Origin of the sequence: Brevundimonas sp. SL130, assembly GCF_026625805.1 — a bacterium.
In the GTDB taxonomy this organism is placed as follows: Bacteria; Pseudomonadota; Alphaproteobacteria; order Caulobacterales; family Caulobacteraceae; genus Brevundimonas.
In genome coordinates this window covers 435,410-458,893 of record NZ_CP113064.1, presented here as the reverse complement: position 1 = coordinate 458,893, position 23,484 = coordinate 435,410, and the positions used below count along the sequence as shown (strand labels likewise).

The following is a 23,484-nucleotide window of genomic DNA, read 5'->3' as shown; positions in this document are numbered from 1 at the left end:
ACAAAATGTCGTGTAACCGACACACTTCTCGCGTCAAATCGTAAAGCGCTGCTGGTACGCGTGCGGACGAAAGACAATCGGGGGACGGTCGATATGGTCAAGTCGGGCAAGGCGTTGCGCAAGGTCGGGCCTCTGGCCACCTCGCCCAGCCATCTGATGCACCGCGCGCTGCAACTGGCGCTGGACATCTATTCCGAGGAAACGGGGGCCGACGGCCTGACCCAGCGCCAGTTCGCGGTGCTTGAGGCCGCCTCGCTGAAGGCCGGCCTGACCCAGACGGAACTGGTGCGGATGACCGGCATCGACCGTTCGACCCTGGCTGACCTGGTCACGCGGATGACCGCCAAGGGCCTGCTGGAGCGCGAACGCTCGACCCTGGACGCCCGCGCCAAGGCGGTTCGTCTGTCCACGGACGGCGCCGCCCGGCTTGAGGCCGCCCGCCCCCTGGTCGAGGCCGCCGACAAACGGATCATGGCCCTGCTGCCCAAGGGCCAGCGCGAGACCTTCCTGGCCCAGCTGGCCGAACTGGCCGCCGCCGCCGACGCCGCCCCCGACGCCGCCAAGGCCGAGGTCAAGGCCGCCAAGAAGGCCGCCAAACTGGCCGAGAAGGAAGCCAAGAAGGCCGAAAAGGCCGCCAAGAAGGCGGTCCGCCCGGCCAAGCCCGGCAAGGTCAAGAAGCCCAAGCTGAAGGTGGTCGAGCTCGCCTGACGGCCGCCGCCCGTCATTCCTCGGTCTCGGCCTCGTCCGCCGCGTCGGTCGTTCCCTCTGACAGGGCGCCGGTTTCCATCAGGTCGTCGGCGTCGATGGTGGGGCCGTCCACGATCCGGGCCAGCAGGTCCGCCTGCTGCGGCTCCAGCGCGACCAGCCGGGTCAGCACCCGCAGCACGTTCAACAGTTCGGTGGTGTATTCCGCCGGCCATTCGGTCGGCTGGATGGCCGACAGGGGCGAGGGCGGGCGTCTGTCGCCCATCGGCGGCTTGGACCGGTCGGCGCGGCGATAGCTCCACCACTGGCTGATCACCCGCTTGCCCGACACCTCATAGGCCCAGACTTCGGGCGCGACATTGTCGATATGGCCGGACCCGATCTTCAGTCGGCGTTCGGCGGCGTCATAGGTCAGGTCGTGCGGCATCTCGGCTAAGGTGCGCGGCAGGGCGCCGTCCTTGGGAATGGTCGGCTCCGGCCCGTCGGTCACGCGCGGCGCCCCCTGGGGCCGGCCGTCGGCGAAGCGTTCGCCGAAGGTGTGAAGCCAGACCACCGCGCGCCCGAGCGTCGCCGCCTGATGGAACAGGTCGCCGTCGGCGGTGATCGGAATCCGCAGACCCGGCTGTTTCAGATTGGCCCGGAACCGGGCGACATAGGCCGGATGGGCCGCGACGGCGGCGATATAGGCCAGCATGGCCTCGGGCTCGACCTCCTGCCCGTAGGTCTCGCCCAGGGTCTTCAGCAGACCCGGCGCGATATTGCTCTGGCTCGCCGAGGCGTCGGCCCAAAGGGGGAAGGCACGGCCTCCACGCCCGTTGTAGTGATCTTGATCTGGCACGGAAGAGGTAAAGGTGATCGCTGGCCCCGCAGACGGTGAGGTGGCGTGGACGGCAGTCGCAAAAATCTGGTCGCTGCTAAGGCCAGCCCAAAGTACTGGGCGAGGGTCGTTCAGAACGCGGGCGTCGCCGACGAGCCACTGACGATCAAACGAACGAAACGCATATCTCACAGGTGAGGGCACTTCAGCACCATCGTTCTCGATGGATATGCTGCGCGTTCGGATGATTCCGAGCGGCTCCTTCACGACCTTGGCGATGTGTCTGCTGGCAAGCTTCCCTTTCCGCAATTGCGGATGGAAAAGGATTTCTTTTTTGGCTCTATCCTTTTCGCCGGTAAGCCGTGCCCATCGGGCTGTGAGGGATTCACGGTCGGGCGAGATGGCCCAAGTTCTGCCCGGCATCACACCAGACCCGTTATAGTCAAACAGGCTTACTAAGGCAGGATAGCCAACCCAATCATCTGCCTGCTGGGGTAGGAAGGGGGCGCGGGGGGCGGTCGGCGCCTCGGTCCAACCGGCGTTGTCCAGGCCGATCCTGGCCAGGGCCTCGAACTTGGCCTTGCGCCCGCCCTCGGGCAGGGCGCGGAACCGCACCCGCGCCGGAGTGGACGGGCTGTCGGGCGACCGGCGCAGGGCCATGACGATACAGACCGTCTGCTGCACGCTCTCAAAGATGCGTGACTGGACCGGCGGTTGATGCCCCTCTGGCGAACAGTCGATGACCCAGATCTCGTCGCAGTCGCGGCGCAGGTCCGCCCGCATCTTCTCGAAGCCCGGTCCGTTCAGGAAACCGGCCACGGTGATGAAACAGACGATCCCCTGGCGTTTGGTCCAGTCGCGGGCCTCTTCCTTGTCGCCGCCGCTGCGGAAACTGTCGCCGCCGAACACCTTCCACGCGGCCCAGCGCCAGAAATAGACATAGAGATTTCTCAGGTGTTTGGCGTGGGCGCCGACGCCCCAGGCGACCGGCGGCTGCCAGTCGTCCAGCGGGGCGCGGTCGCGGCCGCCGTGATCCTCGACCCAGCCGCCCAGGCCCTTGGCCTTTTCCTTATAGGGCGGATTGCCCATCACCACGGTGATGGCCTCCTTGCGCTTGACCTTATTGGCCTGACGCCGGGATTCGGCGATGCCCTGGACCGACTGGGGCACCCACTGGGTTTCCTCGTCCGGGTCGGCCAGGGTGTCTGTGATATAGAGGCGCAGGGCGGTCGCATCGGCCACATCGGCGTCCACCGAGGTCAGGTCGGCGACCTCGGCCAGCAGTCGCAGCTGGGCCACCGCGAAGGGGCCGAACTGAAGCTCGAACCCGACCAGACGTTTCAAGGCGCTCTGGACGGCGGCGGGGACGGAACCCGCCCCCTCTTCATCCTCGACCGTGCGGGCGATGCGGTTCAGGACCCCCAGCAGGAAGGTGCCGGTGCCGACCGCCGGATCGGCCAGGGACACCTCGCCGGACGCCAGGCCGCGCGCCAGATTGAACCGGTTCGGCGCGCGCAGGGCCTCGTCCACCAGCCGCACCATCTCGGTCACGACCTCGGGCGGAGTGTAATAGCTGCCGGTCTTTTTCCGCAGCGAGCGGTCATACTGCTGCAGGAACTCTTCGTAGAAATAGAGCCAGGGCTCGGTCTTGCCCTTGGTCAGGGTCTTCCAGTTCACCGCGTCCACGACCCGGACCAGGGTCTTGATCGAGGTGTCCAGCAGATTGGCCCCGGCCGTCGGCTCGGTCAGCAGTTTCAGCGCCGATCCGATCAGGGTGTTGGTCTGGCTCAACTGCCGGGCCGCCGCGTCCAGGCCGGCCGACAGATCAATGCCCCGCGCCTTGGCCATCAGCAGGCCGAAGGTCACCGCCTGGGCGTAGCCGTCGGCGAATTCGTCGTCGGTCGCCTCGGGCAGCAACAGTTGACGCCAGTCCTGCCGCAGACCCACCAGGGCCGGCGCCTCGCGATCCAGCTGTTCGACCACCTCGTCACGCAGCAGGCGGCACAGGCGCGCCGTGGTGTCGGCCAGCTCCTTGGGGCTGCGCGGCGGAATCGGGCGCCAGTCCAGGAACAACTCGACCAGGGCCCGCAAGGTCTCCGGTCCCGTCAGGGCCGCCCCGGTCGTCTCTATGTCGCCGTCCAGCCGCACGATGGACTGGGCCAGTTCGCCGTCGCGCCACAGGGAGAAGGCGGAGCCGTCGGTATAGATCAGGTTCGGCAGGGCCTTCAGCTTCTCCCACTGGCCCTTGTCGTGCTTGTCGGTGAATTTGCGCGGATCGGCGCCCTTACCCGGCGCCTTGACCTCGATATGGCCGGTCAGGGCGCCCTTGCGCGTGACCGAATAGTCGGGCCGCGTCATCAGATCGGCCAGGGAGGTCTCGCCGACCAGAATGACATCGTCCGCCGCCGCGCCGATGACGGCGCAGATGTCCTGGATCAAGGTCTCCAGCGGCGCGCGAAGTTGGTCCTCGGGCTGGCCCGTGACGGCGGGATTGCTCAGCTTGTCCTTGGCGGTCTTGCCAAATTTGGCGATGGCGTCCGCAAGCGTCGGCTTCATCCACTTCCCCCTCGAGTCTCCCTCAATCGCTTGGGGAGCTTCGCGATGCAACCGCGATGATGTCTGGACCTCGCCACGAATCAGCGGGAGAGTCCGTTCCATGTCCCAGTTCGAGCTTTTCACCCAGCCCGTCGTCCAGCCCTCGACCGAGCCCAGCGTCGATGCGGTGCGCGCGCGGCTGGAGGCCCTGCTGAAAAGCCTGCGCGAGGCGGAGGTCATGCCTCTGTCGGAGCGGAAGCTGGCCTATTGGACCACGGTCGTGCCGCAGATGAGCCGGTGGCTGCCCGACGATGAACGAGCCGCCGTCCGCGCCGAGTTCTCGACCCAGATCGACCGTCTGACCCGCCGCGCGGCCTGAACGAGCCGGTGAGCCCTACGTCTTCCGCAGCCGTTTCGCGTTGGCGACGGCGGTCTTGTGGATGGGGGTGCGCCCTGTGGAAACACCGGGGGTATGGATCCTCGCCACAAGGGCGAGGATGACGAGGCGGGGGCGGCGGAGTTGTTGTTTGCCGCAGCTGGGGCGCGGTCGCGCCACGCACGCCCGTAGAGATCTGGGGCGGTTCGATACCTAGGGCGTTTCCAGGATCTGTCTGAGGGTGTCGAAGCGGGATCGCCAGAGCGACCGCTGCAACTGCGCGAAGGCTTCAAGGCGCTCCAGCCCTGCGGGGTCGATCATGCATCGTCGCTCACGTCCAACCTTTCGGCTGCTCACGAGCTGTGCGGCCTCCAGCACCCTGATGTGCTGGCCGAGGCCCGTCAGGGTGATCCCCAGGGGCGTGGCGAGCTCCTTGATCGATTGCTCGCGCTCCATCAACGAAAAGAAGATGCTTCGCCGGGTATTGTCGCCGAGGGCGACAAAGATCCCCTCGACGGCGCCAGGCGACAGGGTCTGCAGGTCGGTCGACATGGTCAGCCGGCCAAATGGCGTCGCAGGTCGGAAAACAACTGCTCGTGGCCGCGCCTGCGCAACTCGGGACCGTCTGAGCCCTCGAGGTAGGTGCCTTGCTGGGTCAGGCGTAGCCGCGCGCCCGCGCCGTCGGGCGCGAATTCAAAGGTCTCGTTGGTGATCGAGACCACCTGGCCATGCGCGCTCATCCGCGAGGCATAGACGAGCAGTGCATCATCTATGCGCGCCACGCACTCTCCCACCATATGGATTTCCAGGCCGGGCGCGGGCGTCTTGTCGTTCAGCGCCAGACGAAAGACCTCCTTGCCGCCAACTTGCGGATCGAGCGTGTACTCCAGCGTCTCGTGGGTCTCAGCGTGGGCGCCATCGGCATACCAGGCGCGCTTGGTCATCGGATCGGTGAACGCCGAAAAGAGCCTTTGCACCGGACATGCGAACGCCTCGTCCATCTCGAAGCTGTCGAACTTGACGGTCATGACGCCCTCTCAATTGGTGAAGCCTGAACTTCACTAACTTCTTCGCCCCAAAACAGTCAAGTGCAAACTTCACTTTCGGTCCCGGCTGCGCTCCGGTCAAGCTCAAGGATGACGAGGGTGGGGGCGGGCTTCTCCACCCTACGGCGCGGGGAGGAGACGGGAGGACCGGGTTGTGTCGCCGGTCCGCGACTGCGAACAATGGGGCATGGCTGATGAGACAGACCTGCCCGGCGGCGTCGTTCATCCGCTGCCCGCCGATCTGCGGGCGGCGCTGAGCCGCGACGCCGCAGCCGTGGCGACCTGGATGTCGATCACGCCCCTGGCCCGCAACGAATGGATCTGCTGGGTCGAGTCGGCGAAGAAGACCGAGACGCGGCTGAAGCGGATCGACTGGGGGCGGGAGAACCTGAGCGACGGCAAACGTCGCCCCTGCTGCTGGCCGGGATGCCCGCATCGCGAGAAGGGGACCGGCGCGGGCTAGGCGGCGCCGGGGTCCGCATCCCGTTTCAAACCGCAAGATCGGGCGAGCGCGCGGGCGCGTCAGGCGCCAAGGTCGTTTCACCACGACGGATGAGGATGATGACGGCGGCGCAGGACCACTATCATGCCCGGATGCTGAGGGTGCTGGATCATATCGACCGGCATCTGGACGGCGATCTGGACCTGGAGACGGTCAGCGGTGTCGCGGCCTTTTCCAAATTCCATTTCCACCGGCAGTTCAAAGCGACCTTCGGGCTGTCCCTGCACCGCTATGTCCAGTTGGCGCGGATGCGACAGGCCTCGAAACGGCTGGCGGACGGGCAGGGGGACAGCGTGACCGACATCGCCCTGGACGCCGGTTACGAGACGCCCGACGCCTTCGCCCGCGCCTTTCGCCAGAGGTTCCGGCAGTCGCCGTCTAGCTTCCGGAAATCGCCCGACTGGGCGCCGTGGCTTCAGGCCTTCGGGCCGCTCAACTCAGCCAGGAGCAGGCTCATGCCCACGCCCTTCACGCCCGATCAGGTCAGCATCCGGGAGACGCCCCCGATCCGGGTGGCGATCTTCGAACATCGCGGCGATCCCGCGACCATCGACGCCACGGTCCAGCGGTTCATCGCCTGGCGCAAGGCCGCCGGCCTGTCGCCCCAGACCAACCCGACCTTCAACATCTGGCACTCGGAACGCCGACCCGCCGACCCGGCTGATTATCGGATGGACCTGTGCGTCGGTCTGAACCCCGGTCAGCGGGTGGAGGCGGAGGACCCGTCGGTCAAGGCGGGCGAAATCCCCGGCGGGCGGTGCGCCGTGCTGCGCGTCACCGGCGACACCCATAATCTGGAGCCCGCCGCCCTGTATCTGTACCGCGAGTGGCTGCCGGCCAGCGGGGAGGAGATGCGGGACTTTCCGATCTATTGCCAGCGGCTGTTTCTGGGGGAGCCGGAGAGGGGGGCGGCGGCGGAGTTGTTTTTGCCGCTGAGGTGAGGGGGGATAATGGCGTTGGCGCCGATCACGCTGTGGCAGGCACGCATCGATGCGTGGTTGCCTCAACCAAACATGTCCTCATCAGGATACACGTGGTCTCCCAAGTCGGGCAGCGACCTGTTTTGCTCGTTCAGCCAAGGAAGACGTTCTCTCACGTCCGTCTTTGATGTTTTTTCAGCGCTGGGACGGACTGTGCACCGCCCAAGTCGCAAGCCAGGAAATTCGTCCCCCAAGTTGTTTGGAGGAATAATTCGGATCGTTTCCGGGCGTTTCGTATCATCGAAGACTGCTAATGCAGGCATCTCATGCGGTTGAATATCTATAATTTCTCCAGACGATCCCCAGTCGGGTGGAAATAAAAGTCTCCTGTCTCTGTAAATAATTTCAGGAGTCCATGTTGATCCTATTACTCGCTCGCCATCGCCATAGTAGCTAAATCGATGATTTTTATCACTCCACTGCTGAAATCCGGTTCGTGTTATGAATAGCGTTCTGCCGTCTATATCAACGGGAACAGCTTGGCCGGAAACTGGGCTATAACTTCTGTTAGCGGTAGGTACCCAGTCGTAATAGCGAACCTCGGCTTGTCGGCGTACAGCGTGAACGTCGATATGGCGATTGGGCAAATGAAGTCGGACGTCTAAGCGAAATCCGTAGAGATCCTTGACCTCGGCACAGCCTTGTAGCCCGCTAGCGCCGGCGAGCAGGCTTCCTATGACAGCACGTCGAGAGATTGAATTGGCTAGCATGCGGTCATTCATCCTCGAGATACATTTCGACTTCGTGACAGCACTTGATCCGTATGCCGCCTCGTAGCTGGTGCATTTGAGAGTTGCTCGGCCAAGTTGGAAACCGTCATCCTCGGGCTTGACCCGAGGATCGAGCGGTCCGTCGCTTGTGCGATGGTTTTGGCGCAGCGCCCGATCGGCGCCCGGTCCTCGGGTCAAGCCCGAGGATGACGGGGGGGGGGGGGGAGGGAGCCCCTCCACCCCGCTACGCGCGGTCCCCCTCCCCACGGTGTGGGGAGGAGACGGTGCGGGTTCGCCCTACGTCTTCCTCAGCCGTTTGGCGTTGGCGACGGCGGTCTTGTGGATGGGGGTGAGGGCGTCGGTGTGGGCCTGGGTCAGTTCGGCGGTCAGGGTCTGGGCCTGGCCGGCGGCGCGGCTCCACCAGCCCAGGGCGTAGCGGATCTGGGCCTGGGCGGCTTCGGCCGGGGTGTGGGCGCCGGCGATTTCGGTGGCGGCGTGGAGGGCGCGGGCGCCCTCGTTCATGGCGTCGCGGCTCAGGCGTTCGCCGACGGCGCCGGCGCTGGCGGTCAGGGCGGCGGCGGAGGCGGCCATGGCCTCGGTCTTTTCCGAGCTCATCAGCGACAGTTCGACCGGGTCCTGGCCCCTGGGGTCCGTCAGGCCCTGGGCCATCAGGGTGGTGCGGGCGGCGATCACCTCGGCCGAGGCGGACAGGAGTTCGGCGCCCAGGACAGCCGGGGTCGGGGCGGCGGGGGTCTTGCGGGTCAGAATGTCTCTCCAGGCCGGACTTCGGCGGCGAAGGCCGCGACGTCGGACAGCAGGGTGGGGACGGCCAGATCGATGATGCGGCGGCCCTTTTCGGGGCTGGCCTGGGCCGGGTCGGAGCCGATGCGGCCGTCGGGGAAGCGGGCGCGATAGTCGAGGGCGTCGCGGATCGGGCCGCTGGGCGCGATCTTGGGGGCGTATTCCGCCGTCTTGATCCGGTCGGGATAGGCGGCCTGGGTCACGGCGATCTCGGACGGGGTGGCGTGCATGCCGTGGCCGGTGGGGAAGATTTCGTTGCACAGGCCCTGGACGCCCGGCAGGTCCCACCAATTCTTGAGCTTGAGAACGAATGGGGGCTCATTCTCTTTCCCTACCGCACGCCGCGCGGCGTCGTGCTGCTTGAGGGCGCCTCGACCGAAACTCCACTCCGCGTAGATTTCCGAGAAGGTCGCCTCGATGGTGGCGACATTGCCGCCGTGGCCGTTGAGGAAATAGATCCGCTCGAACCCGTGGCGGCTCAGCGACGAGACCCAGTCGGTGATGGCGGCCATGAAGGTGGAGGGGCGCAGGCTGATGGTGCCGGCGAAGGCCAGGTGATGCTGGGCCATGCCGATATTGAAGGTGGGGGCGACCATCAGGGCGGCGTCCGACCGCTCGGCCTCGTGGGCGATGATCTCGGGGCACAGCCAGTCGGTGCCGAGAAGACCGGTCGGGCCGTGCTGCTCGTTGGAGCCGATGGGGACCACGACCGTCCTGGACAGGGGCCGGCCCGACGCGATCTGGGCGTCGATCTCGGGCCAGGACGACAGGTGGATCAGCATGGGCGGACTCCTTTACGCGACCGATATCACCTAGCGCGATCTTGAGGGGGCGCATAGGCGGCGACGAACAGGCGGGCGGCCTCGCGGGCGCGGCGCAGGCGGCGGGCGGCGTCGATCTGGGGCACGTTCAGCATGGCGCGCAGATGGCCGTGTCCCAGCACCAGGCCCGAGAACATCTCGGCCGCATCCTCGGGGTCGGGCACGTTCAGCCGGCCCGCGCGGGTCTGGTCCGACAGCCAGGCCGCCAGAAGTTTCAGGCTGCGCAGGGGGCCGGCCTCATAGACGGCCTGGGCGATCTCGGGGGCGTCGGTCGACATCAGCATCACGCCGCGCATCGTGCTGACCTTGTCCGGGTGGCAGATGCGTTCGAGCAGCAGCAGGGCCAGGGCCTCCAGCACCTCGGCGGGGGCGGCCGTCGTCTTCAGGGGGGCGACGATGGCGTCGGCCCGCTGGATCGCCATGGCCCGGGCGATCTCCAGCTTGGAGTCGAAGCGGTTGTAGAGGGTCTGTTTCGACACCCCGGCGACGCGGGCGATCTCCTCCATCGAGACCGACAGGCCCCTGTCGGCGAACAGGGTCGCGGCGGCGTCGAGGATGGCCTCGCTCTTCTTCTCGTCGATCTGGCCCCGACGGCGCGCCATCAGTGGACGTCCGAAGGCGGGGCGCCCGGCTGGGCTTTTACCGGCTGGGCCAGCAGGGTGACGAAGGCGGCCCCGGCGCACATGATGCCCAAGAGGGCGAAGGCGTCGCCGAAGGCCATGGTGGTGGCCTGTTTCTGCAGGATGCCATAGACCGCCTTCATCGCCGAGGCGGCCGGGTCGATGGTGCCGGCGAAGCGCTGGGCCATGCCGGCCATCATATTTCGTATGGCCTGGTCGCCTTGCGCGATGCCGCTGGTCAGTTCGCCGATATGGACGGCGGTGTTGGTGGTCAGGTTCGTGTTCAGGATGGCCAGGCCGAAGGCGCCGCCGACGTTGCGCGACAGGTTGACCAGGCCCGAGGCGTTCTTGACCATGTGCGGCGGCAGGGTGGCCATGGTCACCTGTTGCGAGGCGATCATGGCCAGCATGACGCCGACGCCGCGGAAGGCCTGGACCGAGGCGAATTCCCAGAAGCCCCAGTCGTCGGTGACGACCCGCGCCTCCCACATGCCCCAGGCGCACAGCATGAAGCCGCCGAACATCAGGATCCGCGCGTCCATCTTGCGCACCAGCCGCCCGGCGAAGGGGGCGGTGGCGAACATGGCCAGGCCCGAGACGACCATGGTGGTGCCCACCTGGGACGACGAATAGTCCAGCACCCGACCCAGGAACAAGGGCAGCAGGAAGGTGCCGCCATACAGGGCGAAGCCGACGATGAAGGTCATGATGAAGCCGACCAGGAAGTTGCGGTTGGCGAAGGCGCGCAGCTCGACGATCGGCTGGCGATAGGCCAGGGAACGCCAGATGAAGACCGGCCCCGTCACGGCGGCGACCACCGACAGCATCAGGATGGAGGTGTCGTCGAACCAGTCGTTCTTGGAGCCCTCTTCAAGCACATATTGCATCGACATCAGGAAGGTCGCCATGAAGCCCAGGCCCCACCAGTCGAACCCCTTGGCCAGGGACGGGTCGCCCTTGTCGAAGTTTCCATAGCGGCCGACCAGGAACAGGACCAGCAGGCCCGGCGCGACATTGATGAAGAACAGCCAGCGCCAGCTGAGCCAGTCGGTCAGGTGCCCGCCCAGGGTCGGACCGACGGTCGGGGCCAGGGTGACGATCAGGCCCATGACCACGCTGGCCGTGACCCGCTTCTCCGGCGGGAAGGCGGTGAAGGCCACGGCGAAGACGGTCGGGATCATGGCCCCGCCGACGAAGCCCTGGATGGCGCGGAACAGGATCATGGTGTCGATGGAGTTCGACAGGCCGGTGGCGATGCTCATCAGGACGAAGCCGGCGCACGAGGCCAGGAAGACCTTCTGGGTGCCCCACAGTCGCGACAGGAAGCCGGACAGGGGGATCATCACCACTTCGGGGATCAGATAGGCGGTCTGGATCCAGCTGATCTCGTCGGCCGAGGCGCCGACCCCGGCCTGGATCTGGGGCAGGGAGGCGGCGACGATCTGGATGTCCAGAATGGCCATGAACTGACCCACCACCATGCCGGCGAAGCCGAGCAGCAGCATGGTCCAGTTGATCTCGGGATGGCCGGCGACGGGGTTCTGCGGCGTGGCTCCAGCCCCAGTCCTAGCCCCAGCCCCAGCCCCAGCCGGGTTGGCGGTGGTCACGGGCGGGGCGCCCCGATGGAGGCCTCGGCGAAGCTTTGGCCGCCCTGGCTCTTCAGATCCACCTTGACGTCGACCGACAGGCCGGGACGCAGGGCCAGGCTGCGGTCGGCGCCGGCGACGACGATGCGCACGGGGACGCGCTGGGTGATCTTGGTGAAGTTGCCGGTGGCGTTCTCGACCGGGATCAGCGCGAATTCGGAGCCGGTGGCGGGGGCGAAACTGTCGATCCGACCCTCGATCTTGCGCCCGGGGAAGGCGTCGGCGGAAATCTCGACCGTCTGGCCCAGACGCATCTTGTCCAGCTGGGTCTCCTTGAAGTTGGCCACCACATAGGTCTGGGTCAGGGGCACGATGGACAGCAGCTGGGCGCCGGCGTTGACATATTGGCCTGCCCGGACGCTGCGGGCGCCGACGACGCCGGCGATGGGGGCGCGGATCACGGTGCGTTCCAGGGCGATACGGGCGGTGTCCACCTGGGTGCGGGCCTGTTCGACGGCGGCGACGCTCTGTTCGCGGGTCGAGCCCAGCACCCCGGCGGTGCGTTGTTCAGCGACCAGGGCGGCCTGGGCCTGTTGCACGCTGGCGTCGGCGGTGGCGGCGCCGGCGCGTTCGGTCTGGATCCGCTGCTGCGAAACCCAGCCCTGCTGGGCCAGCTTGCCGTAGCGGTCGACCTCGGCGCGGGCCAGGCCGGCCTGGGCGCGAGCCTGGGTCACGGCGGCGGCGCGGGCGGCGATGGCGGCCTCTTCCTGGGCGGACTGGGCGTCGACATTGCCGACGGCGGCGAGGGCGGCCTGAAGATTGGCCTCGGCGCGGGCCAGTTCGGCCTTCTGATCGGAGTCATCCAGCCTGACCAGGACCTGACCGGCCTCGACCCTCTGGTTGTCGCCGACCAGAACCTCGGTCACCCGGCCCGCCAGCTGGGGGCTGATCAGGGTGGTGTCGGCCTGGACGAAGGCGTTGTCGGTGGCTTCCCACCGCTGGCCGTTCATCCACCAGACGATCCCGCCCGCGATCAGGGCCAGGCCGACGAGGACCGCGGCGAACAGGGGCAGGCGTTTCTTGAGTTCAGGCGACATGGGACATCCGGGGGAGGGTGCGGCGTTTTGAAGCAGAGCTAAAATGGACGCCGCCGTCCAAAAATCAATGTCCAATCGACAAATGCGCGATCACACGTGGTTTTCGTGTATGTCCCGGCCCCATGAACGACCGCGCTCAAGCCTCGAATCCGCTGCCGTCCGAGGTGGATGTGGTGGTGGTCGGCGCAGGGGCGGCCGGGATCGCCGCCGCGCGGCGGCTGATGCGGCCCGGCCTGTCGGTACTGGTGCTGGAAGCCCGCGACAGGGTCGGCGGCCGGGCCTGGACCGCACGGGTCGAGGGCGAGGGTCTGGACATGGGGTGCGGCTGGCTGCACTCGGCCGACGACAATGTCCTGGCCGGGCGGGTCGAGGCCGAGGGGCTGACGCTGGACCAGGCCCCGCCGCCGTGGCGGACCCAGGCCTTTGATCACGAGATCACGCGCGCCGACCAGGCCGCGTTCGGCGAGGCCTTCGCCGCCTTCGACCAGCATGTGACCGAGGCCGCAGCCCTGTGTCGGGATGGGCAGGGGGAAGACCGGCCGGCGTCCGACTTCTTCGACCCCGACTGCCGCTGGAACGCCCGGATGGACGCCGTCTCGGGCGCCCTGAACGGGGCGCGGTTCGCCGAGGTGTCGAGCCTGGACTATGACGCCTATGGCGACACCGGGGTGAACTGGCGGGTGCGCGAGGGCTATGGCCGGTTGATCGCCCGGCTGGGCGACGCCGTGTCCGACCTGGTGGTGCGCGACTGCGCCGTGCGTCGGATCGACCGCTCCGGCCCCCTGCTGCGGCTGGAGACCAGCCGGGGCGAACTGACGGCGCGGGTGGTGATCCTGACGGTTCCCAACAGCCTGATCGCGACCGAGGCGGTGCGGATCGATCCGCCGGTTCCGGCCTGGCTGGAGGCGACGGCGGGCGTGCCCCTGGGGCTGGCGTCCAAGGTGCATATGACGATGCGGGGCGCGGGCGATTTTCAGCCGGACACCCAGTTGTGGACGCGAACCGATACGGCCGAGACCGGCGGCTATCATCTGCGGCCGTTCGGGCGGCCGATGATCGAGGCCTATTTCGGCGCGGGACTGGCCTGGGGGCTGGAGGCGGAAGGGCCCGCCGCCCTGGTCGATTTCGCCGTGTCCGAACTGGTCGCGGCCCTGGGGTCGAACATGCGGCGGCGGCTGGAGGCCGTGGCCGTTACGAACTGGGGCGTCGATCCCTGGTCGCGCGGGGCCTATTCCCACGCCCTGCCGGGCCATGCGGGCGACCGGGCGAAGCTGCGGACGGCGGTGGAGGACCGGATCTTCCTGGCGGGCGAGGCGACGGCGCGGGTCTATTACGGCACGGCCCACGGGGCCTGGATGGAGGGCGAACGGGCGGCGGATGCGGCCCTGACGGCTCTGGGTCTTGACCCGCGCCGCAACGACGGCGACAGCGAGGCATGACGCCGACCAAGGCCCGAAAACCTGTCGCCAAGGCCAAGACGCCCGGCCCGAAACGCCCGGCGGTCATGACCGGCGCCTCGGTCCCCGTGCTGCGCTGGCCGCCCGACGAGGACCGGGTCGAGACCATTTTCGAGCGTCTGTCCGGGATCATGCCCGAGCCGAAGACCGAGCTGAACTTCTCCAACCCCTTCACCCTGGTGGTCGCCGTGGCCCTGTCGGCCCAGACCACGGACGTCGCCGTCAACAAGGCCACCGACCGGCTGTTCCAGGTGGCGGACACCCCGGACAAGATGCTGGCCTTGGGAGAGGAGGGGCTGGTCCCCTATATCGCCTCCATCGGCCTGTATCGCGGTAAGGCGCGCAACGTCATCGCCCTGTCCCGCCTGGTGCTGGAGAAGCATGGCGGCGAGGTTCCGCTGAACCGCGCCGATCTACAGGCCCTGCCCGGCGTGGGACGCAAGACCGCCTCGGTGGTGCTGAACGAGTTGGGCGTCGAGGCCGCCATCGCCGTGGACACCCATGTGTTCCGGGTTTCGCACCGGCTAGGCCTGGCCAATGCGGCGACGCCGGACAAGGTGGAGGCTCAGCTGTTCAAGGTCGTGCCGGAACACTGGCTGGCCAAGGCGCACCACTGGCTGATCCTGCACGGGCGCTACACCTGCACGGCGCGCAAGCCCAAATGCCTGTCCTGCGTCATCGCCGACCTGTGCCCGTCGCGGGCGGGGCTGATGGCGATCCATTCCTAGGCGGCGACGGCCTCGGGTCCATCCATATCGGCGATCATCTTGTGAAGCAGATCGCGCAGATGGACGATCTGCTGTTCGGAAAGCGGCAGGCGTCTTACGACCTCGCGGCGGACGTCCAGAACCTCGTCTCGCAGAGTCCAGGCGACGGGGGTGGGCCGAACCCAGACCTTGCGCTCGTCCTTGTCGTCCCTGCGGCGCTCCAGCAGGCCGGCGGCCTCCATCTTCTTGATCTGGGGGTTCAGCCCCCCGGGATCCATATGTGTGCGGCGACTGAGCTGGCCCATGGTCAGGGCGTCGTCGCTCTCCCACAGGGCGAGCAGGACCAGATATTGGGGATGGGTCAGGTTCAGCGGGTCGAGCAGGCGACGATACAGGCGCGTCACCAGGCTGCTGGTGGTCTGGAGGGCCAGACACAGCTGTGCATCGATCTCCAGGTCGGGGATGCGCCCGTGGACGGTTGGTGCAGTATCCATAAGACCCTCTGGTTATGGCTCGAGGCCGAACAGGCGCTTGGGTTACTTCATTGGGTATAAACTCTCAGAAACAATATAATCGTTTGTTAGCAAGATTGGCTCAATTCGGGGGTGTTCAGAAGGAGCAGGCAAATTGTTCGGCAATAGCCAAAACCGCCGCAACGCGGAAGAATTGCAGGCGCTGCGCGAAATGGTTGCGGCCATTCAGCGTTCCCAGGCGGTGATCGAGTTCGAGCTTGACGGCACGATCATCACCGCAAACGAGAACTTCCTGTCCGCCATGGGCTATGGTCTGGACGAGGTCAAAGGCGCGCATCACAGGATATTCATAGACCCGTCTGAAGCCGCGTCGCCCGCCTATCTCGACTTCTGGCGACGCCTGAACGCCGGGGAATTCTTCTCCGACAAATTCGTGCGTTACGGCAAGGGCGGCGTTCGCATCGTGATCGAGGCCAGCTACAATCCGATCTTCGGCGCCGACGGCAAACCCTACAGGGTCATCAAGTTCGCGACCGACGTCACGGCGGTGGAGGAGGAACGCGAGCGTCGCGCCGAGGCCGATCGCGTGGCGGCCGAGGTGCAGGCCTCGGTGGTTCAGGCCACGGGGCGCGGTCTGTCCGCCATGGCGGCCGGAGACCTGTCCTACCGTATTCAGGAAACCTTCCCCGGCGACTATGCGATCCTGCGCGAGGACTTCAACCGCGCCATGACGTCGCTGGATCAGGCGGTGGGCGTCATTCGCGGCAACGCGGGCTCGATCCAGTCCGGCGCCAATGAAATCAGCAGCGCGGCCGAGGATCTGTCGCGTCGCACCGAGCGTCAGGCCGCCGGTCTGGAGGAAACCGCGGCCGCCCTGGATCAGATCACCGCCACCGTGCGCAAGGCGGCCGAGAACGCCCAGTCCGCCGATACGGTCGTGGGCCAGACCCGGACCCAGGCCGAAACCGGCGGCGGCGTCGTCCAGCGCGCCATCTCGGCCATGGGCGAGATCGAATCCTCCTCGAAACAGATCGGCGACATCATCGGCGTGATCGACGAGATCGCCTTCCAGACCAATCTGCTGGCCCTGAACGCCGGGGTCGAGGCAGCCCGGGCCGGCGAGGCCGGTCGCGGCTTCGCCGTGGTGGCGTCGGAAGTGCGGGCCCTGGCGCAACGGTCGGCGGACTCGGCGCGCGAGATCAAGACGCTGATCTCGACCAGCAGCACCCAGGTCAAGAGCGGCGTCGTTCTGGTGCGTGAATCCGGCGAGGCCCTGTCGGGCATCGCCGCGCGGGTCAATGAAATCACCCATCTGATGGGCGAGATCCGGGCCTCGACCCACGAGCAGGCCCTGGCCCTGGCCGAGGTCAATACGGCCGTCAACGAGATGGACCAGGTCACCCAACAGAATGCGGCGATGGTCGAGCAGTCGACCGCCGCCAGCCTGAGCCTGAACCGAGAGGCGACCGATCTGGCGCAACTGGTTGGGCGGTTCCAGGTCAGCGAAGGCGGGGCCGGTCAGGCGCCGGCGCCGATCCGCCGGGCCCAGGCGCGGATCGAGGCCTTCGCCGCCGAGTCGGCGCCGGCCAAGCCGCGTATGGTCGCCGGCGGCGGAGGCGGCGACTGGGAAAGCTTCTAGGCGTCTAATCTATCGGTGACGGCCCGGGCGAAACCGGCGCCGTTCGCCGGGTCGTAGTCCAGATAGAAGTCGGGCTCGATCAGTTCGGCCTCCATCAGCACCCAGGCGCCGGCGTCGTCGCGCGCCAGGTCGATGCGGGCGTACAGCAGCGGCTCGTCGATGGCGGCCAGGACTTGCTCGGCCAGGGCCATGGCCGCGTCGTCGGGCGTCACGGCGGCATAGAGGCCGCCGAACTGAATCTGGATGCGGAAGTCGCCGGGGACCGGCCGCTTGTTGACCGCATGGCTGAACCGGCCGCCGAAGAAGAGCAGCGAGGTCTCGCCCTCGGTCTCGATCAATTTCAGATAGGGCTGGATCATGGCCGGGCCTTGCGGGGCGTCGGTCAGAACCTGTCCGGGCGTCAGCCGCAGGGTGCGGAAGGCGCCGGCCGAGACGGTCGGCTTGACGATCAGGGTGGGGGCGCCGGTCTCGGTGAAGGCGGCGTCCACCTGGGCCTGGGTGATCGCCTCGCTCCAGAGCGTCGGCGGGATGGGCACGCCCTTGTCGGCGAGACGGGCCAGATAGGTCTTGTCCGAGTTCCAGCCCAGCACCGAGGCCGGATTGGCGACCGGCAGGCCCGCCTCGGTCCAGGTCGTGCAGGCCTTCAGCCAGCGGGCGTGGTCGCGGTGATAGCCCCAGGCGATGACCGGCAGGATCAGGTCTTGGCCCGCCAGGCCCGAGGCGTCCTCGACGTGATCGGTCCAGGGCGTGGGGACGACGATCGCGCCGCTCCCTTCCAGCGTCGCCGTCAGCCGGGCCAGCACCTCGGGCCAGCGCCCGATGTAGGACTTGTCGGCGGGATCGGGGGTCAGGACGGCGATCTGGGTCATGACGCCTGCCTATCGCAAGGCGCGGCCGCATATAAGGGCTTCCTTATATGTTTTTGGGTGACGTTCGGGTCTTCAACCGTTAAGGCGCGACCATGACCCAGAACACCGCCCAATATGACGTCTGCGCCGTCGGCAACGCCATCGTCGACGTGCTCAGCCCCTGTGACGCCGCCTTCCTGACGGCCCAGGACCTGGCCCCCAACTCCATGCAGCTGGTCGACGCCGAACGCAGCGCCGCCCTGTATGAGGCCATGGCGCCGGGGGTCGAGGCCTCGGGCGGATCGGCCGGCAACACCGTGGCGGGCGTCGGCTCGTTCGGCGGGCGCGCGGCCTATATCGGCAAGGTGGCCGACGACACCCTGGGCGAAGTGTTCAGCCACGACATCCGCGCCGCCGGCGTGCATTTCGCCACCCCGGTCCTGACCGGCGGGGCCGACAAGGGCTTCGGCACCGGCCGCTGCCTGATCAACGTCCTGTCGGACGGGGCGCGGACCATGGCCACCTTCCTGGGCGCCGCCAACCAGCTGTACGCCGACGACATCGACGAGGCCCTGATCGGCGCCAGCGAGATCGTCTATTTGGAAGGCTATCTGTTCGACCCAGCCCCGGCCCGCGCCGCCTTCGAACGCGCCGCCGCCGCCGCGCACAAGGCCGGCCGCAAGGTGGCCATCACCCTGTCCGACACCTTCGTCGTGGCCCGCTGGCGCGCCGAGTTGCTGAGCTTCATCGAACAGTCGGCCGACATCGTCCTGGCCAACGAGGCCGAACTGGGCGCCCTGTTCGAGACCGACGACTTCGACGCCGCCGCCGCGAAACTGGCCGCCATCGTCGAGATCGCCGCCGTGACGCGCGGCGAACACGGCTCGGTCGTGATCAAGGGCGCCGACCGCGTCGTGGTCGCCGCCTATCCGGTCGCCAAGGTGATCGACACCACCGGCGCCGGTGACCAGTACGCCGCAGGCTTCCTGCTGGGCGTCGCGCGGGGTCTGGCGCTGGAAGAAGCCGGCAAGCTGGGCTCGCTGGCCGCGTCGGAAGTCATCGCCCACTGGGGCCCGCGCCCGATGGTGAAACTGGCGGATCTGGCGGTTGAAGCCGGGTTGAGATTGTAATCAAGATCTTCCCCCGCTTGCGGGGGAAGTGTCAGCTCGTCGAGCGCAGCGAGACGGCTGACGATGGGGGAAGTCTTCTTGCTTTAAGCAAGACTTCCCTCTCCGACCCTGGTCCGCTGCGCGGACGCCGGGCCACCTCTCCCGCAAGCGGGAGAGGGTCTTACAACTCAGCTCTTCCACCGCAGGGTCGTGGGCTGGATCGGGTTGACGAAGGGCCGCCCTTCGGCGCGGCTTTTCGCCCATTCGCGCTTCAGCTGCTGGTACCATTTGGCCTGTTTGTCGGCGTCGTCGATCCAGATCAGGGCCGGGTCGTAGCGCAGGCCCTCGTTTTGCAGGTTCACCATGCCGCCGTCCTGTTTGAGGAAGGCGACCACCCCCAGGCGCAGGAAGGGCTTGGCCAGGTCGAAGACCCAGTGGTCGGACCAGAAGATCTGGGTGATGCGGGTCTTGGTCTCGCTGATCGGGGTCAGGCAGGTCAGGGCCAGGACCTGTTTTTCTCCCACCTGAATATGCTCCCAGCGATAGCCGGGCAGACGGAAACTGATCTCGGTCGCAGGGGCGCCGCCCAGGATCTTGTAGAGGCGGCTGTTGGACGAGGGGGCGTGGCGCGCCATGGCCCAGCCGAAATCGGCGGGGACGAAGGCCTTGGATTTTTCGTGCATCGAGTGCTCGGACCGCCACCACCATTGCTGATGGACATAGGGGCCGTGGGCCGGGTCCATCAGGCCGACGACGGCGTGGTCGATATGGCTGTCGAACTCCATCGTCTCGATCAGTTTCGGCCCCCCTCCGACGACGCCGGGGAAGACCGGGGGCTCATGGTCCGGCTCCATCGGATTGCGGGCGTCGGACGCCATCCAGACGAAGACCATGCCCTGGCTTTCGCGCACCGGGAAGGCGCGCACCTTGATGCGATTGGCCTCGAACGCCTGGTCCTCGACCAGGGACGGAATGGCGGCGCAGACCCCGTCGGGGCGGAAGCGCCAGCCGTGATAGGGGCATTCGATGGTCTCGCCCTCGCCGGGCTTTTCGACCAGTTTCCCGGCCGACAGGGGCGCGGCGCGGTGGGGGCAGATGTCGCGCATCGCATAGACGGCGCCCGCGCGGGTGCGGCCGACCAGGACGGGCTCGCCCATGATCTCGTAGCGTTTCAAACCGGCCGGGGCGACGTCGCGCGACAGGGCGACGAAATACCAGGCGTCGGCGACGAATCCCTTGCCGAAGGGCTGGGCGCCCGCCTTGGACGGGGCGGCTTCGGCTTGCGGGGACTGGACGGGGGGAGCGTCTGCAGGCTTCATGCGCGCCTTCTAACAGAGGGACGCGGGGTCTGTCCTCCCGCAGCTAGCAGAGAACTTTACAAAACAAAGTACAGACGGCATAAGGACCGTCTCGCAGGGGAGTTTCGCCATGTTTCGCGTCCTAGGTTTCGCCGCCATGCTGTTCGCCGCCACCACTGTCCAGGCTCAGGACGGGCACGGGGTTCATCCCGACAAGGGACATGCGCACGGCCATCATCACGCGGATTTCACATCCGACCGCATCCATGTCCGCGTGGACGGCGAAGCGGGCGGTCGCGACCTCATTCTGATCCCCGGCCTCAGCTCCTCGCCGGAAATCTGGCAGGGCACGGTCGACCATCTGGGCGCCGGCTGGCGGGTGCACCGCATCCACGTCCAGGGCTTCGCCGGGGCCCCGGCCGAGGGCGCCGCCCAGACGGGAGCCGCGCCGACCCCGGTGGCGGCCCCGGTCGCCGAGGAGATCGCCCGCTATATCGCCGAACAGGGTCTGGAGAAGCCCGCCGTGGTCGGTCACTCGATGGGCGGAACCATCGGCCTGATGCTGGCGGCGCGTCATCCCGACAGCGTCGGCAAGCTGATGGTGGTGGACATGGTCCCCTTCATGGGCGCCATGTTCGGCCCGCCCGGAACAACGGCCGAGGCGGTGGCGCCGGTCGCGGATCAGATCTATGCGGCTCAGGCCAACAGCCCGCGCGAGGCCTATGTCGCCCAGGCGACCACGGCCATCACCGGCATGATCAATACCGAGAGCCGCCGCGAAGAGGCGCTGGAGGACATGCGGACCAGCGATCAGAAGGTCTCGGCCGCCGCCTTCCGCGAACTGGTGACGACCGATCTGCGGCCCGAACTGACGAAGATCACGGCCCCGACCGAGGTGCTGTACGTCAAGTTCAACGACCCGCGCATGACGCCCCAGATCACCGACGCCATCTATCAGATGTCCTACGCCGGCCTGCCCGGCGTGACCCTGAAGCGGATCGACGACAGCGCCCACTTCATCATGTTCGACCAGCCCCAGGCCTTCTACGGCGAACTGGACGCCTTTCTTTCGGCGAAATAGCCGCTCACGCTGGCGTGAAGTGAGCGGAGCCGTTTCGGCGGCGGTTCATACGGGGTACACATCCGTAAGGCTAATCCCGCCGATGCGCGGTTCTTGAGGATATTCGATGGCGGGTCCAGGGTTCGGGGGCGGACAGCAGGGCGGCGCAAAGCCGGCCCGCACGCCGTTGCAGAAGGCGCTCTACTGGGGCGCCGTGCTGGCCGTTTGGGGGCTGATCTTCCTGGTGGTCTTCTTTGCGGTGTTTGCGCGCGGCCTGCCCGACACCTCGACCCTGTACAATGTCGATCGACAGCCCTCGATCACCTATCTGGACCGCAACGGCGCCCTGATCGCCACCCGGGGCACCCAGATGGCGCCGCCCGCCGATCTGGACGCCCTGCCCGACTATGTGCCGGCGGCCTTCATCGCCATCGAGGACCGGCGCTTCTACCACCACCCCGGCTTCGACCCGATCGGCATGATGCGGGCCATGGCCACCAATATGCGCGCCGGCCGGGTGGTCCAGGGCGGATCGACCCTGACGCAGCAACTGGCCAAGAACCTGTTCCTGACGCCCGACCAGAATATGCGCCGCAAGGTGCAGGAGCTGATGCTGGCGGTCTGGCTGGAGATGAAATTCTCCAAGAAGGAGATCCTGGCCCTCTATTTGAACCGGGTCTATTTCGGCGCGGGCGCCTATGGGATCGAGGCGGCGTCGCAACGCTATTTCGACAAGTCGGCCAAGGATCTGACGGTCGGCGAGGCTGCGCTTCTGGCCGGGCTGCTGAAGGCGCCGTCACGCTATTCGCCCGTGTCCGAAAGCGAGCGGGCCGCCACCCGCGCCACCGTCGTGCTGAACGAGATGGAAGAGGCCGGGGTCATCACCGCCGCCCAGCGCGAACAGGCCGTGACCCAGCCGATCATCGTCTCGCGCACCCTGGCGACCCAGCACGCCCAGTATTTCATCGACTGGCTGGACCAGTCGATCCGCAGCCTGGTCGGCGAACCGACCGAGGACATGGTGGTCGAGACCACCCTGGACCTGACCCTACAGACCGCCGCCGAACGTTCGGTGCGCCGCATCCTGAACCGCGATGAGGGCAAGGGCGTGGAACAGGCGGCCCTGGTCGCCCTGGACGGCGACGGCCGGGTGCGGGCCATGATCGGCGGCGGCTCCTATGCCGACAGCCAGTTCAACCGCGCCGTCGAGGCGCGTCGTCAGGCGGGTTCGGCCTTCAAACCCTTCGTCTATCTGGCGGCGGTCGAGGCCGGCTATACGCCCCAGACCCCGGTGGTCGATCAGCCGATCACCATCGGCAACTGGTCGCCCAAGAACTATTCCAACACCTTCAGCGGCGAGATGACCCTGGCCCAGGCCGTGGCCCAGTCGATCAATACGGTGGCGGCCTATGTCGCCGACCAGATCGGGCGCGACAGCGTGGCCCGCGCGGCGCGCCGTCTGGGCATCGAAAGCCGGATCGGCCTGGAGCCGGCTATGGCCTTGGGCGCCGTCGAGGTCTCGCCGCTGGAGATGGCCACCGCCTATGACGCCTTCTCGAACGGCGGCCGCCGGGTCGAGGCCTATGGCATCAGCCGCATCCGCACCCCCCAGGGCCGGGTCATCTATCAGCGGGCCAGCGGCCAGAGCGGACAGGCGATCAACAATCCGGCCCTCTTCTACATGAACGAGATGCTGCGCGGGGTCATGACCTCGGGCACTGGGCGCAGCGCGGCCATCGCCGGGCGCGATCTGGCCGGCAAGTCGGGCACGACCTCGGACTACAAGGACGCCTGGTTCGTCGGCTACACCGGCGGCTTCGTCACCGCCGTCTGGGTCGGCAAGGATGACAATACGGCCATGCGCGGCGTGACCGGCGGCTCGTCGCCTGCCGCCATCTGGAAGGGCTTCATGGAGGCGGCCCTGCCGCGCCTGAACGCCCCGCGCATCCCCGACGGCCCGGCCATGCCCGAGGGCTGGGTCGCGCCGGATCCGGTCGGCGACCTGATGTCGGGCATCGGCGAGGACGGCCTGCCGATCGAACCGGAGGATCCCACGGGCGGCGACCCCTATGCTGAGGAGCCGGGCCAACCGGTTCAGCCGACGCAGCCCGTCGCCCGCCCGACCTCGCCCCAGCCGGCGCCGCGCGACCCGCCGAACCAACAGCCGGAAGGCCGCCAACCGGCCGAGAAGCGCAGCGACCCGCTGTTCTTCTAATCCTCCTGGGAAGCCCCCACAGACCTTCCCCCGCTTGCGGGGGAAGTGTCAGCTCGTCGAGCACAGCGAGACGGCTGACGAT

Annotated in this window: 22 protein-coding genes; 10 read left to right on the top strand and 12 right to left on the bottom strand. The window is 67.3% G+C overall.

The genetic code is table 11. The features are described from left to right. Positions 1 to 93 precede the first annotated feature (93 nt). Positions 94 to 708, top strand: a complete 615-nt coding sequence (locus OU998_RS02275) for a MarR family winged helix-turn-helix transcriptional regulator (RefSeq protein ID WP_267515235.1) — start codon at positions 94 to 96, stop codon at positions 706 to 708. 13 nt (positions 709 to 721) lie between these two features. Here OU998_RS02275 and OU998_RS02270 read toward each other — a convergent pair whose 3' ends face one another. Then, a complete protein-coding gene (locus OU998_RS02270; RefSeq protein ID WP_267515234.1) occupies positions 722 to 4,078 on the bottom strand; it encodes a type ISP restriction/modification enzyme in 3,357 nt (1,118 codons plus the stop codon). 100 nt (positions 4,079 to 4,178) lie between these two features. Between OU998_RS02270 and OU998_RS02265 the strand changes: the two genes are divergently transcribed. After that, positions 4,179 to 4,436, top strand: a complete 258-nt coding sequence (locus OU998_RS02265; protein ID WP_267515233.1) for a hypothetical protein — start codon at positions 4,179 to 4,181, stop codon at positions 4,434 to 4,436. Between the two features lie 210 nt (positions 4,437 to 4,646). Here OU998_RS02265 and OU998_RS02260 read toward each other — a convergent pair whose 3' ends face one another. Further along, positions 4,647 to 4,985 carry an ArsR/SmtB family transcription factor gene (locus OU998_RS02260; protein WP_267515232.1) on the bottom strand — a complete coding sequence of 113 codons (339 nt, stop codon included), beginning with the start codon at positions 4,983 to 4,985 and terminating at the stop codon, positions 4,647 to 4,649. A 2-nt stretch (positions 4,986 to 4,987) separates the two neighbouring features. Beyond that, positions 4,988 to 5,461 carry an SRPBCC domain-containing protein gene (locus tag OU998_RS02255; protein WP_267515231.1) on the bottom strand — a complete coding sequence of 158 codons (474 nt, stop codon included), beginning with the start codon at positions 5,459 to 5,461 and terminating at the stop codon, positions 4,988 to 4,990. Positions 5,462 to 5,666: 205 nt separating this feature from the next. Between OU998_RS02255 and OU998_RS02250 the strand changes: the two genes are divergently transcribed. Both OU998_RS02250 and OU998_RS02245 read left to right on the top strand, forming a co-directional pair. After that, positions 5,667 to 5,942: a YdeI/OmpD-associated family protein gene (locus OU998_RS02250; RefSeq protein ID WP_267515230.1), complete on the top strand. Its 276-nt coding sequence runs from the start codon at positions 5,667 to 5,669 to the stop codon at positions 5,940 to 5,942. A 98-nt stretch (positions 5,943 to 6,040) separates the two neighbouring features. Then, positions 6,041 to 6,922, top strand: coding sequence for an AraC family transcriptional regulator (locus tag OU998_RS02245; RefSeq protein ID WP_267515229.1), 882 nt, complete (start codon positions 6,041 to 6,043; stop codon positions 6,920 to 6,922). 62 nt (positions 6,923 to 6,984) lie between these two features. On the opposite strand, the gene OU998_RS02240 is transcribed toward OU998_RS02245, so the two are convergent. The 6 genes from OU998_RS02240 to OU998_RS02215 all read right to left on the bottom strand — a co-directional run bounded on the left by OU998_RS02240 (position 6,985) and on the right by OU998_RS02215 (position 12,596). Beyond that, positions 6,985 to 7,683 carry a hypothetical protein gene (locus OU998_RS02240; RefSeq protein ID WP_267515228.1) on the bottom strand — a complete coding sequence of 233 codons (699 nt, stop codon included), beginning with the start codon at positions 7,681 to 7,683 and terminating at the stop codon, positions 6,985 to 6,987. A gap of 285 nt (positions 7,684 to 7,968) precedes the next feature. Then, entirely contained in the window at positions 7,969 to 8,364 is a 396-nt protein-coding gene (locus OU998_RS02235) for a phasin (RefSeq protein WP_267515227.1), read from the bottom strand. Positions 8,365 to 8,432: 68 nt separating this feature from the next. Further along, positions 8,433 to 9,254, bottom strand: a complete 822-nt coding sequence (locus OU998_RS02230) for a creatininase family protein (RefSeq protein WP_267515226.1) — start codon at positions 9,252 to 9,254, stop codon at positions 8,433 to 8,435. A 26-nt stretch (positions 9,255 to 9,280) separates the two neighbouring features. Beyond that, positions 9,281 to 9,895, bottom strand: a complete 615-nt coding sequence (locus OU998_RS02225) for a TetR/AcrR family transcriptional regulator (RefSeq protein WP_267515225.1) — start codon at positions 9,893 to 9,895, stop codon at positions 9,281 to 9,283. Continuing rightward, complete coding sequence (locus tag OU998_RS02220; protein WP_420709780.1) at positions 9,895 to 11,520, bottom strand: DHA2 family efflux MFS transporter permease subunit; 1,626 nt, start codon at positions 11,518 to 11,520, stop codon at positions 9,895 to 9,897. The genes OU998_RS02225 and OU998_RS02220 overlap by 1 nt, the downstream gene beginning before the upstream one ends. Next, positions 11,517 to 12,596, bottom strand: a complete 1,080-nt coding sequence (locus OU998_RS02215; protein ID WP_267515224.1) for an HlyD family secretion protein — start codon at positions 12,594 to 12,596, stop codon at positions 11,517 to 11,519. The genes OU998_RS02220 and OU998_RS02215 overlap by 4 nt, the downstream gene beginning before the upstream one ends. Positions 12,597 to 12,718: 122 nt before the next feature. Between OU998_RS02215 and OU998_RS02210 the strand changes: the two genes are divergently transcribed. Both OU998_RS02210 and nth read left to right on the top strand, forming a co-directional pair. Beyond that, a complete protein-coding gene (locus OU998_RS02210) occupies positions 12,719 to 14,035 on the top strand; it encodes a flavin monoamine oxidase family protein (RefSeq protein ID WP_267515223.1) in 1,317 nt (438 codons plus the stop codon). Beyond that, entirely contained in the window at positions 14,032 to 14,781 is a 750-nt protein-coding gene (gene nth / locus OU998_RS02205) for an endonuclease III (protein WP_267515222.1), read from the top strand. The genes OU998_RS02210 and nth overlap by 4 nt, the downstream gene beginning before the upstream one ends. Here the strand turns inward: nth and OU998_RS02200 are convergent. Next, entirely contained in the window at positions 14,778 to 15,254 is a 477-nt protein-coding gene (locus tag OU998_RS02200; RefSeq protein ID WP_267515221.1) for a MarR family winged helix-turn-helix transcriptional regulator, read from the bottom strand. The genes nth and OU998_RS02200 overlap by 4 nt on opposite strands. Positions 15,255 to 15,387: 133 nt before the next feature. Between OU998_RS02200 and OU998_RS02195 the strand changes: the two genes are divergently transcribed. Continuing rightward, entirely contained in the window at positions 15,388 to 16,872 is a 1,485-nt protein-coding gene (locus OU998_RS02195; RefSeq protein ID WP_267515220.1) for a PAS domain-containing methyl-accepting chemotaxis protein, read from the top strand. On the opposite strand, the gene OU998_RS02190 is transcribed toward OU998_RS02195, so the two are convergent. Continuing rightward, complete coding sequence (locus OU998_RS02190; protein ID WP_267515219.1) at positions 16,869 to 17,741, bottom strand: ATP-grasp domain-containing protein; 873 nt, start codon at positions 17,739 to 17,741, stop codon at positions 16,869 to 16,871. The genes OU998_RS02195 and OU998_RS02190 overlap by 4 nt on opposite strands. Before the next feature lie 92 nt (positions 17,742 to 17,833). Here OU998_RS02190 and OU998_RS02185 point away from each other — a divergent pair, with 92 nt between their 5' ends. Then, entirely contained in the window at positions 17,834 to 18,850 is a 1,017-nt protein-coding gene (locus OU998_RS02185; RefSeq protein WP_267515218.1) for an adenosine kinase, read from the top strand. 167 nt (positions 18,851 to 19,017) lie between these two features. On the opposite strand, the gene OU998_RS02180 is transcribed toward OU998_RS02185, so the two are convergent. Further along, a complete protein-coding gene (locus tag OU998_RS02180; protein ID WP_267515217.1) occupies positions 19,018 to 20,148 on the bottom strand; it encodes an aromatic ring-hydroxylating oxygenase subunit alpha in 1,131 nt (376 codons plus the stop codon). 109 nt (positions 20,149 to 20,257) lie between these two features. On the opposite strand from OU998_RS02180, the gene OU998_RS02175 reads away from it, so the two are divergent. Next, positions 20,258 to 21,208, top strand: a complete 951-nt coding sequence (locus OU998_RS02175; protein WP_267515216.1) for an alpha/beta fold hydrolase — start codon at positions 20,258 to 20,260, stop codon at positions 21,206 to 21,208. Positions 21,209 to 21,314: 106 nt separating this feature from the next. Further along, positions 21,315 to 23,402, top strand: coding sequence for a transglycosylase domain-containing protein (locus tag OU998_RS02170; RefSeq protein WP_267515215.1), 2,088 nt, complete (start codon positions 21,315 to 21,317; stop codon positions 23,400 to 23,402). The last annotated feature ends 82 nt before the right edge of the window (positions 23,403 to 23,484 follow it).